The sequence below is a fragment of the Halomonas sp. SS10-MC5 genome (genome assembly GCF_015992245.1).
Lineage (GTDB): Bacteria > Pseudomonadota > Gammaproteobacteria > Pseudomonadales > Halomonadaceae > Halomonas > Halomonas sulfidoxydans.
Genome location: NZ_CP065435.1, coordinates 130,935 through 151,171 on the forward strand (window position 1 = coordinate 130,935; position 20,237 = coordinate 151,171).

The following is a 20,237-nucleotide window of genomic DNA, read 5'->3' on the forward strand; positions in this document are numbered from 1 at the left end:
ACATGAGCACAAGATATTCGAGCGCAAGTTATGTGACCAGCCAGGTCTTGCAATGGGCTGTAGTGGCGCTGCTGGCGCTGGTTCTCAGCGGCTGCGCCTCGACCCGCGAGGCCGCCGGCAAGACCTGGCAGGTGATGCGCGATCCCTCGATCCCGGTGGGCTATCCGGAGGATCGCCCGAGCCGGGTCGATCTCGCCATGCTCGCTGCGTACGACGTCAATCCCAACCTCGAGGGCGACGGCACGCCGCTGCGCTTCCAGGTGCTGCAGCTCAAGGACGACTCGATGCTGATGGCGGCCGACCATCACCAGCTGCGTGACGACCTCGAAGGCGCCCTGGGCACCAACTACCTGACCCACGATGACTTCACCCTGCTGCCGGGGCAGTGGAAGTTCTACGAGCCGTTCGAGGTCGACGAGCAGGCCCGCTACATCGGCGTGATCGCTTTCTACAGCGACCCCGAGCAGGCGCAGTGGAAGAAGGTGGTGAAGGTATCCGCACGCGGCGAGGACTACCACCTGCTGGTGCACCTGCGTGCCGACGAAGCCGAGCTGAGGAAGGAAGACTGATGGCCAGTCGCAATCGAGTGGTATGGAGCGAAGGGCTGTTCATCAAGCCGCAGCACTTCCAGCAGCAGCAGCGCAGCCTCGAGGGCCTGCTCGAGGCGCGGTTGCGCGGCGTCAGCCATGCGCTGTATGGCTTTCAGGTCCTGGAACTCAATGCCGAATACCTGAGCTTCGGACGCATCGCCGTCAGCCGCGCCAGCGGCGTGATGCCCGACGGCACGGCCTTCCAGTTGCCCGACGACGACATCGAGCCGCAGCCGCTGGAGATCGACGACGCCGGTATCGCCAACCAGCTCGTCTACCTGTGCCTGCCGCTGGCCACCGATGCGGTGGGCGAGGTGCGCTGGCCCGACGACGACCTGCCGACTCGCTATCGCCTGGCCCAGCGCAGCGTGCGCGACCTGCACTCCCGCGACGGCGATACCGCCATGCTCGACGTCGCCCGGGTCGCTCCCCGGCTGCTGCTCGAGCGCGACGACCGCAGCGCCTATACCTGCCTGGCGGTGGCGCGGATCCACGAGCGGCGTCCCGATGGCAGCCTGGTGCTCGACGAGCAGTTCATCCCCACCCTGCTCAACGTCCAGGCGGCGCCGGTATTGCAGCGCTTCGTCGGCGAGATGGCGGGGCTGATGCGCGAGCGTGCCCGTAACATCGCTCATCGCCTCGCCTCGCCCCACCAGGCCGGGGTGGCCGACGTCTCCGACTTCATGCTGCTGCAACTGCTCAACCGTGCCCAGCCGCGCTTTCAGCACCTGGCGCGCCTGGGCCACCTGCACCCGGAGCGGCTGTTCGCCACCATGCTCGAAACCGCCAGTGAGCTGGTGACCTTCACCGACGAGTCGCGGCTGCCGCCGGAATATCCGGCCTACTACCACGATCATCCCGAGCGCGCCTTCCGCCAGCTGATGCAGAGCCTGCGCCAGGCGCTCTCCACGGTGCTCGAGCCGCGCGCGCTGGCGATCCAGTTGCAGTCACGGCGCTACGGCCTGCTGGTGGCCCCGCTCGCCGACCCGGCCCTGCTCGACAGCGCCGACTTCATCCTGGCGGTGCGCGCCGACATGCCCCACGAGCGGCTGCGCAAGCTGTTCCTGCAGCAGACCAAGGTGGCCAGCGTCGAGCGAATCCGCGACCTCATCAGCCTGCAGCTGCCCGGCGTACCGCTCGAGCCGCTGCCGGTGGCCCCGCGCGAGTTGCCCTACCACGCCGGCTACAGCTACTTCCGGCTCGACCGGCAGAGCCAGGCCTGGAGCATGCTCGACGGCGCCAGCGGCTTCGCCTTCCACGTGGCGGGGGAGTTCCCCGGGCTTGAAATGCAGTTCTGGGCGATCAGGAGCTAAGCCATGCAAGAACTTGCCACGCACTACGAATCGAACCCCGGCGCGGTGGCGCGCTTCACTCCCAGCCGGCACGAAGACCGCATCGACGAACGCGGGCTGGAGCAGCTGATCCACAGCCACGCCGAGCATCTCGATGCCGACGAGGACTACTGGTTCCGCCTGCGCGGGTACAACCTCAATCCGCTGGTGGACGCTGCCAGCTCGCTGCTGGGCATGGTGGTGCGGGTGCGTCAGCTCGATGGCATGAGCGATCTCGATCGGCTCTATCGCCAGGTGGTCGACGAGATCTCGGCGATCGAGGTCGAGCTCACCGAGCAGGGTTACGACCGGCCCACGCTGCTGGCCTTCCGCTACGTACTCTGCTCGTTCATCGACGAGGCGGTGATGGGCACGCCCTGGGGGCAGCAGAGCAGTTGGGCCGAGCACTCGCTGCTCACGCGCTTCCACAACGAGACCTGGGGTGGCGAGAAGGTCTTCTCGATCCTCTCGCGCCTGCAACAGGAGCCCCAGCGTTACCGCGACATGCTGGCGTTCATCTATCTCTGCCTGTGTCTCGGCTTCGAGGGACGCTACCGGGTCATGGATGACGGGCGAGAGGAGTACGAGCACATCGTGCGCACCCTCGGCGACCAGTTGGCGGCACTCGGCGACACCCCCGAGGACAGCCTGACCCGACCGCTCGACAACGTCATGCCGGGTCGTCGCCACCGCGGCCGCGGCCTGCCGGTGTGGGGCGTGTTCGCGCTGTTCGCCGTCGCCATGGCCGCTACCTACCTCGGCTTCGCCTGGACGCTAGACGAGCAGGCGGCTCAGGTCGGCACCCTTCTCGATCAGATTTACCGTTAGGAGTCCCCATGCTCAGGGTAGAGCTTCCCGCGCTCATCGGCCGCCTCAACGCCGTCTCCCGTCAAGGCCTGGAACAGGCCGCCGTGCTGTGCGCCGAGCAGCAGGCACCCGAGGTCACCGCCGGTCACCTGCTGCTGGCGCTGATCGATCAGCCGCTGTGCGACCTGCGCTGCCTGCTCGACGGGCAGGGCATCGATGTCCATGAGCTGCGTGCGAGACTGGCCGAGGAGACACGGCCGCCGCGCGACCTGGCAGTGACCACGCCGAGCTTCTCGCCGCTGCTGGTCGAGCTGCTGCAGGACGCCTGGCTGCTGGCCACGACCGAATTCGCCTACGACAGCCTGCGCAGCGGCCTGATCTTCACTGCCCTGCTGCACAACGTCGGACGCTACCTGGGGCCGAGGAGCGCCGCGCTGCTGGCCGAGATCAACCGCGAGGGGCTGCGTCGCGGCTTCGAGCGGCTGGCCGCCGACTCCGCCGAGGCTCCCCGCGCCGAGCCGAACGAGGGCGGGCGCCGCCAGGACCAGGCCACCCAGGGCGACAGCGCCCTGGCGCGCTTCGCCACCTCGCTCACCGAGCAGGCCCGGCGCGGCGAGCTCGACCCGGTGCTGTGCCGCGACCCCGAGATCGATCAGATGCTCGACATCCTCGGGCGGCGGCGCAAGAACAACCCCATCGTCATCGGCGATGCCGGGGTGGGCAAGAGCGCCGTGGTGGAAGGGCTTGCCGCACGCATCGTCGAGGGCCGCGTGCCGGCGGCGCTGGCCGACGTCGAACTGATGAGCCTCGACCTCGGCGCACTGCAGGCCGGCGCCGCAGTGAAGGGCGAGTTCGAGAAGCGCCTCAAGGCGGTGATCGAGGAGGTCAAGGCCGCGCCCCGGCCGATCCTGCTGTTCATCGACGAGGCCCACACCCTGATCGGTGCCGGCAACCAGGAGGGCGGCGGCGATGCCGCCAACCTGCTCAAGCCGGCCCTGGCGCGCGGCGAGCTGCGCACCATCGCTGCCACCACCTGGCGCGAGTACAAGAAGTACTTCGAGAAGGACCCGGCGCTGTCGCGGCGCTTCCAGCCGGTGGCCCTGGCCGAGCCCAGCATCGATCAGGCGCTGGTGATCCTGCGCGGCCTGCGCGACACCTACGAGACCGCCCACGGCGTGCTGGTCGGCGACAGCGGCCTGCGCGCCGCCGCCGAACTCTCGGCGCGCTACCTGGCCGGCCGCAAGCTGCCCGACAAGGCGATCGACGTGCTCGACACCGCCTGCGCGCGGCTCTCCCAGGCGCTGGACACCCCGCCGCGCCGGCTCAGCCATCTCCAGAGCGAACACCTGGCCGCGCGCCGCGAGCGCGACCAGCTCGACCGCGAGCGCCTGCTGGGGCGCAGCCCCGATGCGACCCGCGAGGCCGAGCTCGACGTCCGTCTGGCGCGGCTGGAAGCAGAGGTCGAACGGCTCGAGGCGGCCTGGGCCGACCAGCGCGAGTGCGTCGATGCCATCATCGCCCTGCATCGCCAGCTGCTGGCCGCGGGCCAGGTTGAGGCCAACCCCGAGCAGCCGGTAGTCGAGACTGCAATCGACGATGAAACCGGCGGGGAGAACGACGCTGACAGCACAATCGACGGCGAAGCGGCGGCTGACGCGGTTGAGTCGGATGACTCTGCCGCTGATGTCGATCTGCATGCCCAACTGGCCGCCCACGAGGCGCGCCTGGCCGAGTTGCAGCAGGAGTACGCCCTGGTCAATGCCAGCGTCGAGGAGGCGCAGATCGCCCAGGTCATCGGCGACTGGACCGGCGTGCCGGTGGAGCGCATGACCAGCGACGAGCTGACCCGGCTCACCGAGCTGCCCGAGCATCTCGGCCGGCTGGTGCAGGGCCAGGACACGGCCATCGAGCGGGTGCACCGCCATCTGCTCACCGCCCGCGCCGACCTGCGGCGCCCCGGCCGCCCGCTGGGCGCCTTCCTGCTGGTCGGCCCCAGCGGCGTGGGCAAGACCGAGACCGTGGTGCAGATCGCGGAACGGCTCTACGGCGGGCGCCAGTTCCTCACCACCATCAACATGTCGGAGTACCAGGAGAAGCACACCGTGTCGCGGCTGATCGGTTCGCCGCCGGGCTACGTGGGCTTCGGCGAAGGGGGCCTGTTGACCGAGGCGATTCGCCAGCGCCCCTACTCGGTGGTGCTGCTCGACGAGGTCGAGAAGGCCCACCCGGACGTGCTCAACCTGTTCTACCAGGCCTTCGACAAGGGCGAGTTGGCCGACGGTGAGGGGCGCCTGATCGACTGCAAGAACGTGGTGTTCTTCCTCACCTCGAACCTGGGCTATGAGGCCATCGTGGCCCACGTCGACGACCCCGCGGCGCTGGACGACGCGCTCTACCCGGTGCTGGCCGGCTTCTTCAAGCCGGCGTTGCTGGCGCGCATGGAGGTAGTGCCCTACTTCCCGCTGGGCGCCGACACCCTGCGCGACATCGTGGTAGCCAAGCTCGACACCTTGGCCGAGCGCATCCGCACGCGCCACCGCCAGGCCGAGGTGGTGCTCGACGAGGCCCTGCGCGATGCCATCTGTGTGCGCGCCACGCGCAGCGAGAACGGCGCGCGCATGCTCGAGTCGGTGATCGACGGCGAGCTGCTGCCGCCGGTGTCGAGGGCGCTGCTCGACCGCCTGGCGCGGCGCGAGCCGGTCACCCGGGTGGCGCTGGGCGTCGATGCGGCGGGCGCCTTCACCGCGGAGGTGGTATAGGCGATGACGGCGAAGGCGATCGACATGCGCTGGTGCGAGGGCGTGCCGATGGGGCCTGGCCTCGACGGCATGGCGCGCGCGCTGGCGCTGGTCGAGAGCGCCACGCCCGCCGAGCTGCGCGCTTGCGCGGGCGGCATTCTCCTGGCCGGGCACGGCCTGGCCTGGGTCGGCTGCCTCTACCTCGACGGTAGCGGTCGCTGGCTGGGCAGCGACGGCGACGATGTTCGCTTCGACTGCGACGACTTCCGTCACCCCTACGCCCACGCCATTCGCCAGGGCAAGCCGCTGCGCCTCGGCCTCGCGGAGGCTCGCTCGCGGCTCGACCATCCGGGCTTCCAGCGCCAGGTGGCCGAGCTGTCCGGGAGCCTGCGGCTGGTGGTGCGGCCGTTGCGCGCCCTCGACGGCGGGCGCGAATGGCTCGGTGCGCTGGCCATGGCCGGCGAGGCGGAGGCCTTCTCCCGGCTCGAAGCCGACCCCGAGTTCACCGCCTTCGTGGCGCTGCTGTGCCGGCTGTGGGCGGGGTTGGCCCGGCACCAGGGCGAACGCCAGCGCGAGGCTGACCTGCGTCAGTCGCTGGCCCAGCTCAGCGATGGCGCCCGGCGTCAGACGCTGGCCGAGCGGCTGGCGGACGACCTGCTGGGGGGCTCCGTGGCGATGCAGGCGCTGCGCAGCCAGGTGGTGCGTGCGGCGGAGACCAGCCTGGCGGTACTGCTGCAGGGCGAGACCGGCACCGGCAAGGACCGCGTGGCACGCGCCATTCATCGCCTATCGGCGCGCAGCACGGGGCCCTTCATGGCGATCAACTGCGCGGCGATTCCCGAGTCGCTGCTCGAATCGGAGCTGTTCGGCCACGCCAGGGGCGCCTTCTCCGGCGCCGACCGGGCGCGCGAGGGCCTGATCAGCCAGGCCGACGGCGGCACCCTGTTCCTCGACGAGATCGGTGACATGCCGTTGCCACTGCAGGCCAAGCTGCTGCGCGTCCTGGAGAACGGCCGCTATCGGCCGCTGGGGTCGAACGAAGAGCGCCGCGCCGACCTGCGCCTGGTGGCGGCGACCCACCAGCCGCTGCGCGAGCGGATTCGCGACCAGCGCTTTCGCGCCGACCTCTACTACCGGCTGGGGCAGTTCCCGCTGACCCTGCCACCGCTGCGCGAGCGCAGCGGGGACATCGCCGAACTGGCCGAGGCCTTCGTCGCCGACTTCTGCCTCCGCGAGGGCCGCGACGAGATGGGCATCACCCCGGCCGCACTGCGCCTGCTGCGCGAGCGCGACTATCCAGGCAACGTGCGCGAGCTGAAGAACCTGATCGACTACGCCTGCGCCATGACGCGCCCGGGCGAGGACGTCGCCCCCGCCGCCTTGCCTGGCCTCGGCGTCGCCGAGCCGAGCGACTCCGTCGTCGCCACACCGGCATCGCGCGGCGGACGCGCCGACGACGTTCAGGACCTCAGGCGTGCCCTGCGCGACTACGAGGCGGAGCTGATTCGCCAGCGCCTGCTGCTGTTCGACGGCAACCGCGCCCTGGCGGCCGAGAGCCTCGGCCTGCCCAAGCGCACCCTGGCACACAAGTGCCGACAGTTGGAACTGGATGCCAAATGAGTTCGATCCCGACCTTTCGCCGGGCGCCGTGGTTGGCGCTGGCCGCAAGCCTGACCCTGGGCGACGCCTGGGGAGCGACCACCGAGGAGGCGTTGGTGGCACAGGCCCGTGAGTGCGCCGTCGAGCCCTCGCGTCTTGAGCGGCTGGGCTGCTATGACGCCCTGTTCATGTCCCGCGACGAGCCGACGGCGAGCGAGGACCCGCGCCCTGCGCTGTGGCACACCATCAATGCCCAGGAGGCCGAGCGTGACGGCGACGACATGGGCCTGCTGGTGCGCGAGCGCAGCGACAGCGTGCTGATCAGCGTGCCGGCGCTGGGCAGCGTGCCGCCGCGCCCGCAGTTGGTCATTGCCTGCGAAAAGACCATCACTCGCTTCCAGCTCCACCTGCCCCAGGCGCTGGACGCGCCGCGGGTTCAGGTGCGCCTGCGTGCAGGGGGACGCGAACTGGAGCAGGTCTGGCAGGCCCGCGACGGTGGCTACGTGGTCAGCGGCGGTCGCGGGCTTCCGGCCATCGCCACGCTGCAGCAGCTGCTGGATGCCGACGAGCTGACATTCGACAGCGACCAGGCCGCACTCGACGGCCTGCGCTTCGAGATCGCCGGGCTGCGCCAAGCGGTTCAGCCGCTTCGCGACGCCTGTCGCTGGTGAGGTGAGCATGCGCATCGTCAACCAGACACAACTGACGGAAGTGCTGGCCGCGCTCCCCCCGGAGGGGGTCGGCAGGCCCCTCGACGACAGCGCCGACTACGCCTGGCTCGACGAGCAGATGATGAAGATCGGCTCGCTGCAGCACGGTGGAGTCGACTGGGAGGGCGCCGAGACCCGGGCCGTGCGTCTGCTGAGCACCACTGGCAAGGACCTCAAGGTGCTCGGCCACCTGCTGCACTGCCTGCAGCGAGGCGGCGACGGCGTGCGTTTTGCCCTCTCGCTGCGCCTGCTGGCAGGGAGCCTCGAGCAGTGGTGGGACCAGGCCTATCCCTATGGCGGCGCCCAGGGCGAGCGGCTGCGCCCGCGGCTGTTCCGCCAGTTCACCCAGCGCGCCCTGGGCTTGGCCGAGACGCTCGATTTCGACAATGCCGCCGATGAGCACCAAGCCTGCGAGGTCGCCCTGGAGGCGCTGCTGGAGGCGGCCAGGACTCGCGAACTGCCGGACGAGGCGCTGATCGATCTGCAGCGCCAGCTGCGCCAGGCCCGCCCCAGCCGGGACGCGGCACACGCCTCGCCCGCGACGTGCAGTGCGCCAGCGCAAGAGTGCCAGACGGACAGCGCGACTTCGCCGCCAGCCAAGCTGCCCGAGATGCGCCTGGAGGCCGGCAACGAGCGCGGCAATCGCCAGGCGCTGCTGAAAATGGCCGACTTCCTCGGCGAGCAGAACCCTGGCGACCCGCTCGGCTATCGCCTCCGGCGCCATGCCATCTGGCACGTCATCCAGGTGCTGCCGGCCACCCGCGACGGCGTGCGCTCCGAACTGGCGCCGCCTTCCGCCGATCGGGTGGCGGAGTATCGCGAGGCGCTGTCCCGCGGCGGTGACGCCGCGCTGTGGCAGCGCATCGAGAACAGCCTGGCGGTGAGTCCCTACTGGCTCGAGGGGCATCGTATTAGCGCCGGCGTCGCCGAGCGGCTCGGGCACCCACGCTGCGCCGCCGCCATTCGCGACGAGGCGAGCCGCTTCGTGGAGCGTCTGCCCGGCATCGAGGCGCTGACCTTCAACGACGGCAGCCCCTTCGTCGACGACGAAACCCGTCATTGGCTGCAGGCCGTGCGGGCCGGTGCCACGGCAGGGGGGCAGGCGGGCGGCGGCGACCCCTGGCAGGAAGGCCTGGACGAAGCCCGTGAACGCCTGGCCGCGGAAGGACTGGAAGCGGCCCTGGCGGGCCTCGACCGCGGCCTGGCCGAGGCGCGTTCGCCGCGCGAGGTCGCCTACTGGCGGCTGGCCAGCGCCGACCTGCTGGGTGATGCCGGGCTGGCGGCGCTGGCCGCCCAGCACTATCGCGCGGTGCGGGCGTCGCTGGCGGGCCTGGGCCTCGAGCAGTGGGAGCCGGCGCTGCTCGAGCGCCTCGAGCGCACGGTGGAGAAGGGCAAATGAATACGAACCGAATGCGACATCACCGACACCGCAGTGTGTCCGACAACGTTATCAACAGGGACGAGGGCCAAGCCTCATGTGGAAAAGTGTGAAGTCCGGTCTGAGTCGCTGGGTACCCGGCGTCTCACGGGCACAAAGCAACGCCAACCTGGCCAAGGCGCACGGCAACAAGGCCCAGGGCCTCGGCAAGCAGGCGAGCAAGCTCACCGCGGTGCTCTGGTGGCTGCTGCTGGCGGCGCTGGTGGCCGCCATCTGGTGGCTGGGCCCGATGTGGCAGGTGCGCGACAGCTATCCGCTGGCGCCCTGGCTCAACCGGCTGCTCGCCACCCTGGCGCTGGCCACCTTGGCCGCCCTGGTCTGGGGTATCCGCCTGGCTCGCCGGCTGCGCGAAGTGAACGACGAACGACGCCAGAACGAGCGGCGGCAGCTCGACCCGACGCTGGTCCAGGTGGAGCAGCAGGAGGCGAGGCTGAACGCCACCCTTCACGAACTGCTCGACAACCTCGGTGCCGGCCCCGGCGCGCGCTACAAGCTGCCCTGGTACCTGGTGATGGGCGTGGAGAACGCCGGCAAGACCAGCCTGATCAACCGTTCCGGCCAGAATTTCTCGCTGACCCACGTGATGAAGGCGTCGGGCCAGGGCAAGAAGGGCAACCAGTTCGGCTTCGACTGGTGGATCGGCGACAAGGCGGTACTGATCGACCCCGACGGCGAGCTGCTGACCCAGGGGGCGCTGGAGGGCGGGGAGCCCCAGGAAGTGCAGAGCCGGTTGTGGGATCACTTCGTCGGCTGGCTGGAGCGCAACCGTGCCCAGTGTCCGCTCGACGGCGTGGTGCTGGTGCTCGACCTGGCGCGGCTCAGCGATGCCCGGGTGGCGGTGCGCAAGGCCTATGCCTCGCTGCTGCGCGCTCGCCTGCGTGAGCTGATGGAACGCCACGGCGCCCGCCTGCCGGTCTACGTCACCTTCAGCAAGATGGACCTGCTGCACGGGTTCGATGACTTCTTCCGCCACTACTCCCGGGCCGCCCGGCGTGCACCGCTCGGCTTCACCTTCAGCGCCGAGAGCCTGGAGCACGTCGATCAGTGGGTCGACGAGTTTGCAGACGCCTACGACGCCATGCTCGAGCGGCTCAACCGCAGCCTGCCCACGCTGCTGGCCGAGTGTCGCGACCGCGAGGAGCGCGAGTCGGTATTCCGCTTCGTGCGTCAGCTCGCCGGCCTGCGCGACGTGCTGCATGGTTTCCTGCACGAGGCGCTCTCCAGCGACCGCTACTCCACCGCCGCCATGGTGCGCGGCACCTACTTCACCTCGGTCTACCAGCAGGGCGTGCCGGAGGATCCCTTCGTCGACGCCGCCGCGCGCCGCTACGGCATGGCCGACACCACCCAGCCGGCCCACCGTGCCGCACGCAGCGCGCTCTACTTCACCGAGGAACTGTTCGACAAGGTGATATACCCCGAGGCGGGGTTGGCGGGTGACAACGCCCGCGCCGCCCGGCGTCGGCGCCGTGTGCGGCGTGCCAGCGCCTTCGCCTGCCTGCTGGCCGGGCTGGGGCTGGTGGGCGGCTGGAGCCACTTCTATCAGAAGAACACCCAGGCCTTGGCGGCGGTCGAGGAGAAGGCCCAGGACTTCCTGGCCGCCCAGCCCGACGAGCTGCGCAGCGACGACCCCACCGGCTATGCGCTGCTGGAGCCCCTCGACCGCCTGCGTGCCGCCACCCTGGAGTTCGGCGACTACCGCGAGCATCTGCCGTGGCTGGCCGACATGGGACTCTACCAGGGCCATGCAGTGGGACGTGAGGTGGAGGACGCCTATCTGGCGATGCTGAGCTACCATTTTCTGCCCTCGCTGATGATCGGCATCATGGACGACATGAATCGTGCCGAGGCGGGCAGCAACGACAAGCTCGCCCTGCTGCGCGTGCTGCGCATGATGTCCGATGCCAGCGGCCGCCAGCCGGAGCGGGTCCAGGATTTTATGGCGCGGCGCTGGCAGCGCGCCTTCCCCCAGCGCGGCAGCGTCCAGGAGCGCCTGCTCGAACATCTCGCCTATGCCATGGCGCATACCGATCTCGAAGGGCGCGTGGCGGCCGGCGATCGTCATGCCGAACAGGCCATGGCGGCGCTGCGCGGCAGCCTGCAGGCCGCCCAGGAGGAACTCTCGCGCCAGCCGATGGACGAGCGCGTCTATGCCACCCTCAAGGCCAACAGCGGCAGCCGCAGCGGTGCGGCGCTCGACCTGCACCAGGGCGTCGGCCCGTCGTTCAATGCCGTGTTCATGGCCCGCGACGACGAGCTGGAGCGCCTGCGGCTGCCGACCCTGCTGACTCGCGACGGCTTCGAGGGCTATTTCCTCAAGGAGATCGAGCAGGCCACCGAGCTGGCATTGATCGACCTCTGGGTGCTGGGCCAGCGCGACGACATCGTCTTCAGTGCCGCCGACGAGCGCCAGCTGCGCGATGCCCTGCACGAACGCTACGTCAGCGACTATCACGTGATCTGGCGCCAGGCACTCGACGACCTTTACCTGGTGCCGCTGCCCGACATCGACCAGGCCGTAGTGGTGGCCGACACCCTGCTCGGCGCCAGCCGGCCGTTGGACCGTCTGCTCGGTGAAGTGGCCCATCACACGCAGCTCTATCCCGAGCTGCCGGTGGACGACGAAGTCGCACGCCAGGCGCTGGAGCGCTCGCCGCGCTATCGCCTTGCCGGTGAGATCGAGCGTAACTTCCGCGACCTCAACGGCCTGCTCGAGGCCCGCGGCGACAACCCGGCCGACATCGCCGAGATCAAGGTCGCCATCGGCGAGCTGCGCGACTACCTGCGCGAGGTGCAGGGCGCCAGCGACCCGGGCCGTGCGGCCTTCGTCAGTGCCCGCGACCGCCTGGCGCTGCGCGGCGGCGACCCCATCCACAACCTCAAGCGCATTGCCGAGAACACCCCGGCCCCGGTGGACCGCATGCTCGAGAGCCTGGCCGACCAGAGCTGGCAGCTACTGATGGCCAGTGCCATTCGCCATCTCGAGCATCAGTGGCTCGACGAGGTGGTGGCGCCCTACCAGGAGCGCCTGGCAGGCCGCTACCCGCTGGTACCCAGCGCCTCGCGTGAGGTGGCCCTGAACGACTTCGAGGCCTTCTTCGCCGCCGGCGGCATTCTCGACCGCTTCTACCAGGACAACCTGCGCCCCTTCATCGAGGAAGCCCCCGAGTACCTGGTCGACGCCGAGGGCAGCCCGCTGCTGCGTGACAGCGTCTTTACCGCCATCCAGCGCGCCGAGCAGATCCGCCAGGCCTACTTCGGCCGCGACGGCGTGCTCGACGTGGAGTTCGCCCTGGAGCCGGTGAGCCTCAGCCCCGACAAGCGCCGCAGCGTGATCAATATCGATGGCCAGATCATCGATTACGCCCACAGTGCCAGCTCACGGGTCTCGATGATCTGGCCCAACGCCCTGCGCGGCGGCAACGAGAGCCGCATCACTCTGGTGCCGAGCCAGGTCAACCGCTCGCCGCGCAGCCTCAGCCGTGATGGCGCCTGGGCCTGGTTCCGCCTGCTCGACGAGGCCGAGATCACCAGTGCCAGCGAGCGCGACCTGGAGCTGCGCTTCCAGGTCGACGGCGGCTCGGCGCGCTATCGCCTGTACGCCACCGGCTCGCGCAACCCGTTCACCCGCCCGCTGGTGGCCGGCTTCCAACTGCCCACTGCGCTGTATGCCGAAGGAGGTTTCGATGTTGGCAGCCTTTAAGCGCCTGTTCGCTAGCGAACGCCAGAAGGCGGCACCTGCCAGCGCGGTAGAGGAGACGAAGGGGCTGGAAGCGGCCGCGATGGAGGACATCGAAGGCTTTCTCGAGGCCGCCCGGCGTGCCGATACCCAGGGGCACTCGCCCTGGGTACTGCGCGATGAGGCCCGCCTGACCACGCTGCGCCGGGCACTGGAGTTCACCGTGCAGCGCGGCCAGTGGCTGCAGCGTGACGGCGGCAACATCGCCCGCTGGCAGGGCCGGCTGCTCAAGCTGCGCCACGGCGAAGGCCCCTCCCTCGGCATGCTGCTGGCTTGCCGGCCGGATGACGAATCGGCCTGGCAGCTGCGTTTCTTCTTCGTCGAGAAGGAGTGGCAGGGCAGCGGCCACGGCGCCCGCCTGCTGCGGGCGGCGCGCCACAGCCTGAGCGGCGTGCCGCTGAACGTACGGCTGCCCCTGGCCTGCCAGGCCGCCGTACGCAGCCTGGAGGAAGCTGGCTTCCAGCGCATGCATGTAAACGCCTTCGAGGTGGCCAGCTTCGAGGCGCCCGCCGAGTGGGACTAGCCCGCAGCCAGCACGCATAGACAGGAGAACGATCGATGGGACGCAAATTCGTACTCGTGGGTGACATCGGCACCGACCATGACGGCTTTCCGCCGACGCCGGTCACCGCGGGCAGCCCGACCGTGCTGATCGACGGCAAGCCGGCGGCGCGCCTGGGCGACCCCCTGGCGCCGCACGACAAGCCCAAGCACCCCACCCACCCGCGTGCCATCGCCGAAGGCTCGGGCAGCATCCTGATAGACGGCAAGCCCGCCGCCCTCACCGGCCACGCCGTGGACTGTGGCGGCGTGGTGATCGGCTCCGCCAGCGGGGAGGGCAGCTGACGTGGCCAATCAAACCGGACTCCAATTCACCCTCGAGCTCGCCGGGGCTGACTCGGCCGACCTGGCGGTGGTCGACTTCTCCCTGGAAGAGGCGCTTTCCGCGCCCTTCACCCTCAAGCTGCGCTTCGCCAGCCGTAACGGCAGCCTGTCGGCCACGGCGATACTCGATCGCCCGGTGACCCTGACGATCTGGCAGGACGGCGAGACGCTGCGCCGGGTCAACGCCATCGTCAGCGAGTTTGGCCGCGGCGACCGCGGCCACCGCCGCACCATGTACTCGCTGGTCGCCCGCCCGGCGCTGTGGCGCCTCGGCCTGCGCCACAACTCGCGCATCTTCCAGCAGGCCTCGCCGCTCACGGTCATCAATACCCTGTGCGACGAGCGCAGCCTCACCGATATCGCCTTCGCCGCCACCCGGGAACCGCAGGAAAGGGAGTACCTCACCCAGTACCGGGAAACGGATCTCGCCTTCCTGCAACGCCTGGCCGCCGAGGAGGGGCTGTTCTACTTCCATGAGTGCTTCGAAACCGACGGCGACACCCCCAGCGCCGCCCACCGCCTGGTGTTCGCCGACGCCCCCCAGGCGCTGGCCCACCTGGGCGAGCGCAGCTACCACGGCCGTGCCGGCGGTACGCCGCCCCAGCGCCACGTACGCAAGCTCCAGCAGCTCGCCCGGGTCGCCCCGGCCTCAGTCACGCTCAAGGACTACTCATTCAAGAACCCCGCCTATGCGCAGCTGCACGAGCATGTGGGCGATGAGCTCGAGGCCCATGGTCAGCGAGACGACTACGAACACTACGACTACCCCGGCCGCTACAAGGCCGACGCCTCCGGCGCGGCCTTCACCCGCATTCGCCTCGAGCACTTGCGCAACGACGCCCTGACCTGCCGTGCCGAAAGCGACCTGCCCGAGCTCGCCCCGGGTACGCGCTTCACCCTCAAGGGCCACGACCTCAGTGAACTCAACCGCGACTGGCAGGTGGTGGAGGTCACCCACCATGGCAGCCAGCCCCAGGCGCTGGAGGAGGACGGCTTCACCCAGGGTGATGCGGCAGGGTTGGGGCAAATGACCAAGTTCGACAACACCCTGGTGCTGACCCCCGCCGACCGCGCCTGGCGCCCCAAGCCCAACCCCAAGCCCCGGGTCGACGGCCCGCAGATCGCCTTCGTCGTCGGCCCCGAGGGCGAGGAGATCTATTGCGACGAGCACGGCCGGGTCAAGGTGCAGTTCCCCTGGGATCGCTACGCCGAACCCAATGAAACCGCCAGCACTTGGGTGCGCGTCTCCCAGGGCTGGGCCGGCGGCGGCTATGGCAGTATCGCCATTCCGCGGATCGGCCACGAGGTGGTGATTTCGTTCCTGGAGGGCGACCCCGATCAGCCGCTGATCACCGGGCGCACCTACCACGCCGTCAACACGCCGCCTTACGCGCTGCCCGAGCACAAGACCCGCACCGTCCTCCGCACCCAGAGTCACCAGGGCGAAGGGTTCAACGAACTTCGCTTCGAAGACCAGGCCGGCGAAGAGCAGATCTGGCTCCACGCTCAGAAGGACCTGGAGCTGCTCACCAACAACGACCGCACCGAAGAGATCGGCAACGACAGCTTCCTCACCGTGCATCACGACCGTATCGGTGAGGTCGATGCCAACGATCACCTGACGGTGCACGGCAGCCGCCACACCCAGATCGACGGCGACGACCACCTGATCGTCGACGCCAGTCGCCACGAGAAGGTCGGCCGCGCGCAGCTCGTCGAAGCCGGCCAGGAGATCCACCACAAGGCGGGCATGAAAGTGGTGATCGAAGCCGGCGCCGAGATCACCCTCAAGGCCGGCGGCAGCTTCGTCAAGCTCGACCCCAGCGGCGTGACCATCGTCGGCAGTCAGGTCAAGATCAACTCCGGCGGCAGCCCCGGCTCCGGTTCAGGCCAGGCGGCCCAGGCACCGGCGCTACCGCGGGAGGCGGAGGCAGCGCCCGAGTTCACCCCGGTTCAGGCGCCTCAGCATGCGGCATTGCTACAACAGAAAGCGCTGTGTCCCGTATGCGAAAAGGATGGTAGCGCGTGACGGATATGGTGAGCTGGTTGTTTTCCCAAGGGCTGACGGGTGGCCCGTGGCGTTGGCCCGTCGAGCAGCACGTATACCTGCTGCTCGACGGCGTGCGTATCCAGGAGCTACCGCGTCGGCTTTATGAATGGTCCGAAGGGCTGTTGGAGGCCGATCTGCTCTACGCGGGAACCCCTTGGGCGGCGGTCAGTAACGTTTCTCCTTGGCTGGTACGGCTATCTGGTCCTGATGACCCGGTATTGCAGCGTTTCCTCAAGGAAGGGCTCGAGCCGGAATGGGGTTATCTCATCATCAGCCAAGCCAGCCTGCTGGAAGTGGCCGATCATCTGCGCCGCCTGGTGCAGGTCGTACACCCCAGTGGAATTCCGATGCTACTGCGCCTGGCCGATCCAGCCGTCATGTCAGCTCTGCTAACCGCTGAAAGCTCACCGGCACATGTCCCTTGGGGGGCTATCGATCAGATGGTCGTGCCCAATGCCGTGACGGAAGAGTGGGGCTATGGGTCGCCCGCTCAAGTGCAAGCTGACCCTATTGCACTAGACAGCGAAGGCTACCGGCTGTCAGAAGTGCAGCTTGCCCGGCTCCAGGCCTGCGATCTGCGTCGAGATACACGCCAACTGCTGAGCTTCGTCGAGCGTCATTGCAACGACTGGTTGCCGGACACGCCGAAGTCGCAGCGATATGCCTGCCTTGAGCGGGTTATCGGCGAAGCCCGCGACATGGGCTTCAACACGCCTCGCGAATGGGCGCTGCTGTGCACCCTGATGGCACGGCTAGGAACCCTGACCTGGCATGACCATACCGACACCCCTCTTTATCACGAGCTGAGCGATAGACGCCTGGGCGGAATCGAGCGTCTCGAGGCTGCTTTGAGCGCGGCCACAACCTCACAATCCCATGTTACGACATAGGAAGCATGTCACATGTCTGCCTTCGAGCGACCCAATGATGACCGCGACAACGGCGCACTGGCCGCCTATGAGCTTCCCTGCCGAGTTAGCGACGAAGGCGCGACCTGCCCGCTGATCAGCGGCAAGGTGCAGCTGCTGCCGCTGCGTTATGGCTTGGTCGAGGAGCTGGTACCCGGATGTTCCACGCCCTACACCCTGAGTGCGAGGCCGCTGGGCATTCGCCTGCTGCGTAACGGCTATCTCTATGTACTTGATGGCGAGACCAACGAACTCGCCGAGTACGAGTTTCGTGAACAAGGCGATGAGATTACCGGTGGCAAGCTCGAATACGAGACGGATCGGACACTCTACGTCTGCTTCTCCGAAGTAAAGTGGACCGATGCCAAGCGTGCCCAGGTACTGGAGAGCGAGGAAGATCGCGATGCCTTCATGCAGGCAGTCGACCTTTCCGGCGCCAACCCCGTTTCCGGTGGCGGGGAGCACCTGCTCACCACTGCCCAGGCGGAAGAGTGGGTGGCGGAATTCGCCGAAGAGGTCGAGCTGGAGCAGCCCGAAGGCGGCCATGAGCAGGAAGGCGAGGCCTACCACTGGGAAAACGACCATTACTACCACAAGTCTCGCCTTGGCAAGCTACTCAAGCAGCATGAGGTCGAGGACCGTGACGAGTGCCTGTGCCTGATTGTGCGCGACGATATCGGAGTCATGCGCGATCTGGCGATGTATCAGGACAACGTGGTGGGGTGGCATGAAGCCTGGTCAACGGAGGAAGGGGGAAAAGCAAAACGGGATTACGTGCTGGGCAGCTACATCGACTCATTGATTACGGTAAACGAAGACAGACTGCTGCTCCGTGCTCAAGGAGGTGATCAAGAAGTGGTCGCTCTATTGGATGATACCAACGAAGATCAGAGGCAGACCATCTATGACCATCTAATTGCTCGGAGAGATCATCGGGGTGCGATCCCCATGGGAACAGAAGCGCATTGGCGACATGAGCGTTTTTCAGACAATGAGTATGTTCAAACATTTCTAGCCATGCACGATGCCTTGGGTGAAGGGCTCTATACAAAACACAGAGATTTGATCAATCGTCTCAACCTTGAGACCTTCCATACCTTGAATGGGCGTAACCTCGGCCAGCGTGGCATTAACCAACTGATCGATCGCGGCCGGATGGAGCAACGCTTGGAGGCCGAGGGTGCGAAGCTATCCCGCTGGAGTGCAGCCCTCGATGCCTTGAGTCATGATCGTGCTGACATGCTATGCCAAGGCCTCTTCCACAGGGCCGCCTGGTATTTCGATCCTCAGGACGAAGTGCAGCTAGAGCTGGCATTCATGGCCCAATATTCCTGTACTCGGGATATCTGCCGCAACGACGAAACCATCGACAGGATCGGTGACTGGTTGGAGCAACATCCGGAATACGATCGGCCGCTCTTCCACACCCTCTCACTACAAGATCAAGGCGCACTGGCTATCGAACTAAGCGGCCTGGTCTCGGCGAGCTACGGTGTGGGAACGCGCTCCATCGAACTGCTAGAGAATCTCGAAGAGTGGGCGAATCGCCTGCACCAGCTAGAACAGGGCAAACTGCCCGATATCGCTGAACTGCCGGAACATATACGCTCTACTGCCATGCTGTCCCAGGAAAACCTGACGCCCGCAGTTAGCCGTGGTATCGCGCGCTCTATGGAAACGCTTGCACAGGCCTTGGATGGAGCCGGCTCTTTGCCTCCGCTTGAGGAAATTTTTCGTGATCTACCCAAGGCTCTGGGTCAACGCTTGATGAGTGCCGCCCGGGAAGGGCGCATTACCTTCCAACTTGCCAATGAAGGCGAAGTGGCAAACTTCCGCCGTTTGCTGCAGCAAGTATTGGCATTGAGGATCAACTTAGGGCGCTTGAATAGCCAGACCTCTCAGATGCGTGATCGTAGGCAGCATGGCACAGAGAACTACCACCACCTGGAGCAGGAAAAAAGGCAGGTTCAACAGCGTCTCACTCCCTTGGAAGAGCAGTTGGCCCGGGCCATCAGCCCGGTGGAAGAGTTGCCAGCCGATGCTGAGCGTCTCGCTTCTCCAGGTGAAGCTTCTAGTGCGGGTAAAGCGCGCGCCGGACTTATCGTGGCGGCCGCTGGCGGCGGGGTTACCAGTACGCAGCTACAGCAGACGGGAAGCATGATTCGCAATATGAGACAGGGCTACCGCTCGGCATCGCCAGTGGCGAAGGGTGGCGATGCCTTGTCTCTGCTGGTTTTCCTGGCCCAAGCGGTCAATCTTTGGGCGACGATCAAGGAGTCGAAGCGCTCCGGGACTTCCGATCTATTGATGGAGAGTGAGGAGTCGAAACTCTCGCAGGCTTTTTTTGGCACGGCAGCGGCAGGCTTGTTGGCTGCTCAGGCAATCGGCCATACCGCTCTCTCCAGCCATGCCCAGGCAATGACTCAAGCCCTAGGTGAAAATGCTTCGGGCACCAAGGCCGTCTATTCGCAGATGGGGCGCCTGCATCTCGTGATTGGTTTTGCTGGCTACCTTGCCGGTTTTGTTGCAGCGCTCTATAGCCTTGGCAACGACTTCAGCAACTGGCAGTCGGCGCTTCGCAGTGACAACCGTGTCGCCCAATATGGCGCCCTTACCGCTGCAGGCGGCAGTGCCGGATTGGCAGGCAACTTCGGTTATGGGTTTTATAGATCCGCCGATACAGGCATCGCTGTATTACGTCGGCGCATTACCCTCGAGGTGGCAGGCAAGTACCTGGGCCAAGTGCTGGCCCGGGTCAATCTGCTGGGTCTTTTCTTCTTCCTGCTCCAGTTGGGCGGCACCTGGGTCTACAACCGCTACAACCTCGATCGGCACGACCGCTGGCTGGAAACCACGCCTTGGGGCGCTGCCAGCCGGGATGCCTCTCTGGAGGCCTATTCCGACGAGCTGCTCTCCATTAACCAGGCGGTGCATGCCACCCTGGCTAGACGCGACGACCAGTATAACGTGGGTATCATACTGCCCAGCCTCGCCAAGGAGGCGTTTCAGACTCCCTTGGGCGGGCGGCCCACGGTACGGATTTCCTTCCAGGCCTGGCAGATACACCCCGAGCCCCGGCATCGCCGTGCTGGGCCGGGGCCGGCGCAGCCAGGTGAGCTATGGAGTCCAATGACCGGGGACTTTGGGCCTTCCCTGCGCTTGCTTACCACAGCTAGCACAACGGGAGTCGCCATTCGGGGTGTTATGCCTCCACGACGCTTTACGCCGGAACACTATGCGGTGGCCGTTCGCCTGGAGCGCTTGAATGATAATGGGGAGTACCAGACCAATGCCCATGACATTCAGCTGATCTATCTGAATCCCTCGCTGGGCACGGGGCCGGGTTCTCACTACCAGCCAACCGATAGCATGACGGCACCCATCGAGCCCAATGGCTGGTACGCTATCGATCCGCGCACCATGGTAATGAATCCGTAAACGG

General features: G+C 67.3%; 13 protein-coding genes. All 13 read left to right on the top strand.

Going from position 1 to position 20,237, the window contains the following annotated elements:
- The first annotated feature begins 2 nt into the window (after positions 1 to 2).
- Positions 3 to 569 (top strand): type VI secretion system lipoprotein TssJ, encoded by a 567-nt coding sequence (tssJ, locus tag I4484_RS00620; protein WP_197449149.1) that lies wholly within the window; start codon positions 3 to 5, stop codon positions 567 to 569.
- Positions 569 to 1,903: a type VI secretion system baseplate subunit TssK gene (gene tssK, locus I4484_RS00625; RefSeq protein WP_197449150.1), complete on the top strand. Its 1,335-nt coding sequence runs from the start codon at positions 569 to 571 to the stop codon at positions 1,901 to 1,903. The genes tssJ and tssK overlap by 1 nt, the downstream gene beginning before the upstream one ends.
- A 3-nt stretch (positions 1,904 to 1,906) precedes the next feature.
- Positions 1,907 to 2,749, top strand: a complete 843-nt coding sequence (icmH, locus tag I4484_RS00630; RefSeq protein ID WP_234283667.1) for a type IVB secretion system protein IcmH/DotU — start codon at positions 1,907 to 1,909, stop codon at positions 2,747 to 2,749.
- Between the two features lie 8 nt (positions 2,750 to 2,757).
- Positions 2,758 to 5,487: a type VI secretion system ATPase TssH gene (gene tssH, locus I4484_RS00635; protein ID WP_197449151.1), complete on the top strand. Its 2,730-nt coding sequence runs from the start codon at positions 2,758 to 2,760 to the stop codon at positions 5,485 to 5,487.
- 3 nt (positions 5,488 to 5,490) lie between these two features.
- Positions 5,491 to 7,086, top strand: a complete 1,596-nt coding sequence (locus I4484_RS00640; protein WP_197449152.1) for a sigma 54-interacting transcriptional regulator — start codon at positions 5,491 to 5,493, stop codon at positions 7,084 to 7,086.
- Positions 7,083 to 7,736: a type VI secretion system-associated protein VasI gene (vasI, locus tag I4484_RS00645; protein WP_197449153.1), complete on the top strand. Its 654-nt coding sequence runs from the start codon at positions 7,083 to 7,085 to the stop codon at positions 7,734 to 7,736. Before I4484_RS00640 ends, vasI begins: the two co-directional genes overlap by 4 nt.
- A 7-nt stretch (positions 7,737 to 7,743) precedes the next feature.
- Positions 7,744 to 9,174, top strand: a complete 1,431-nt coding sequence (gene tssA, locus I4484_RS00650) for a type VI secretion system protein TssA (protein ID WP_197449154.1) — start codon at positions 7,744 to 7,746, stop codon at positions 9,172 to 9,174.
- 76 nt (positions 9,175 to 9,250) lie between these two features.
- On the top strand, positions 9,251 to 12,916 hold the full coding sequence (gene tssM, locus I4484_RS00655) for a type VI secretion system membrane subunit TssM (RefSeq protein WP_197449155.1): 3,666 nt from the start codon (positions 9,251 to 9,253) through the stop codon (positions 12,914 to 12,916).
- A complete protein-coding gene (locus I4484_RS00660) occupies positions 12,900 to 13,475 on the top strand; it encodes a GNAT family N-acetyltransferase (RefSeq protein WP_197449156.1) in 576 nt (191 codons plus the stop codon). Before tssM ends, I4484_RS00660 begins: the two co-directional genes overlap by 17 nt.
- 35 nt (positions 13,476 to 13,510) lie before the next feature.
- On the top strand, positions 13,511 to 13,798 hold the full coding sequence (locus I4484_RS00665) for a type VI secretion system PAAR protein (RefSeq protein ID WP_197449157.1): 288 nt from the start codon (positions 13,511 to 13,513) through the stop codon (positions 13,796 to 13,798).
- Position 13,799: 1 nt separating this feature from the next.
- Positions 13,800 to 15,866 (top strand): type VI secretion system Vgr family protein, encoded by a 2,067-nt coding sequence (locus I4484_RS00670; protein ID WP_197449158.1) that lies wholly within the window; start codon positions 13,800 to 13,802, stop codon positions 15,864 to 15,866.
- Between the two features lie 5 nt (positions 15,867 to 15,871).
- A complete protein-coding gene (locus tag I4484_RS00675) occupies positions 15,872 to 16,777 on the top strand; it encodes a DUF4123 domain-containing protein (protein ID WP_234283692.1) in 906 nt (301 codons plus the stop codon).
- Between the two features lie 12 nt (positions 16,778 to 16,789).
- Positions 16,790 to 20,233 (top strand): toxin VasX, encoded by a 3,444-nt coding sequence (locus tag I4484_RS00680; RefSeq protein ID WP_197449160.1) that lies wholly within the window; start codon positions 16,790 to 16,792, stop codon positions 20,231 to 20,233.
- The last annotated feature ends 4 nt before the right edge of the window (positions 20,234 to 20,237 follow it).

Excerpts from the sequence above, each read along its gene's own strand:
- tssJ (WP_197449149.1), top strand. The coding sequence starts at position 3 with ATGAGCACAAGATATTCGAGCGCAAGTTATGTGACCAGCCAGGTCTTG.
- tssK (WP_197449150.1), top strand. The coding sequence starts at position 569 with ATGGCCAGTCGCAATCGAGTGGTATGGAGCGAAGGGCTGTTCATCAAG.
- icmH (WP_234283667.1), top strand. The coding sequence starts at position 1,907 with ATGCAAGAACTTGCCACGCACTACGAATCGAACCCCGGCGCGGTGGCG.
- tssH (WP_197449151.1), top strand. The coding sequence starts at position 2,758 with ATGCTCAGGGTAGAGCTTCCCGCGCTCATCGGCCGCCTCAACGCCGTC.
- I4484_RS00640 (WP_197449152.1), top strand. The coding sequence starts at position 5,491 with ATGACGGCGAAGGCGATCGACATGCGCTGGTGCGAGGGCGTGCCGATG.
- vasI (WP_197449153.1), top strand. The coding sequence starts at position 7,083 with ATGAGTTCGATCCCGACCTTTCGCCGGGCGCCGTGGTTGGCGCTGGCC.
- tssA (WP_197449154.1), top strand. The coding sequence starts at position 7,744 with ATGCGCATCGTCAACCAGACACAACTGACGGAAGTGCTGGCCGCGCTC.
- tssM (WP_197449155.1), top strand. The coding sequence starts at position 9,251 with ATGTGGAAAAGTGTGAAGTCCGGTCTGAGTCGCTGGGTACCCGGCGTC.
- I4484_RS00660 (WP_197449156.1), top strand. The coding sequence starts at position 12,900 with ATGTTGGCAGCCTTTAAGCGCCTGTTCGCTAGCGAACGCCAGAAGGCG.
- I4484_RS00665 (WP_197449157.1), top strand. The coding sequence starts at position 13,511 with ATGGGACGCAAATTCGTACTCGTGGGTGACATCGGCACCGACCATGAC.
- I4484_RS00675 (WP_234283692.1), top strand. The coding sequence starts at position 15,872 with ATGGTGAGCTGGTTGTTTTCCCAAGGGCTGACGGGTGGCCCGTGGCGT.
- I4484_RS00680 (WP_197449160.1), top strand. The coding sequence starts at position 16,790 with ATGTCTGCCTTCGAGCGACCCAATGATGACCGCGACAACGGCGCACTG.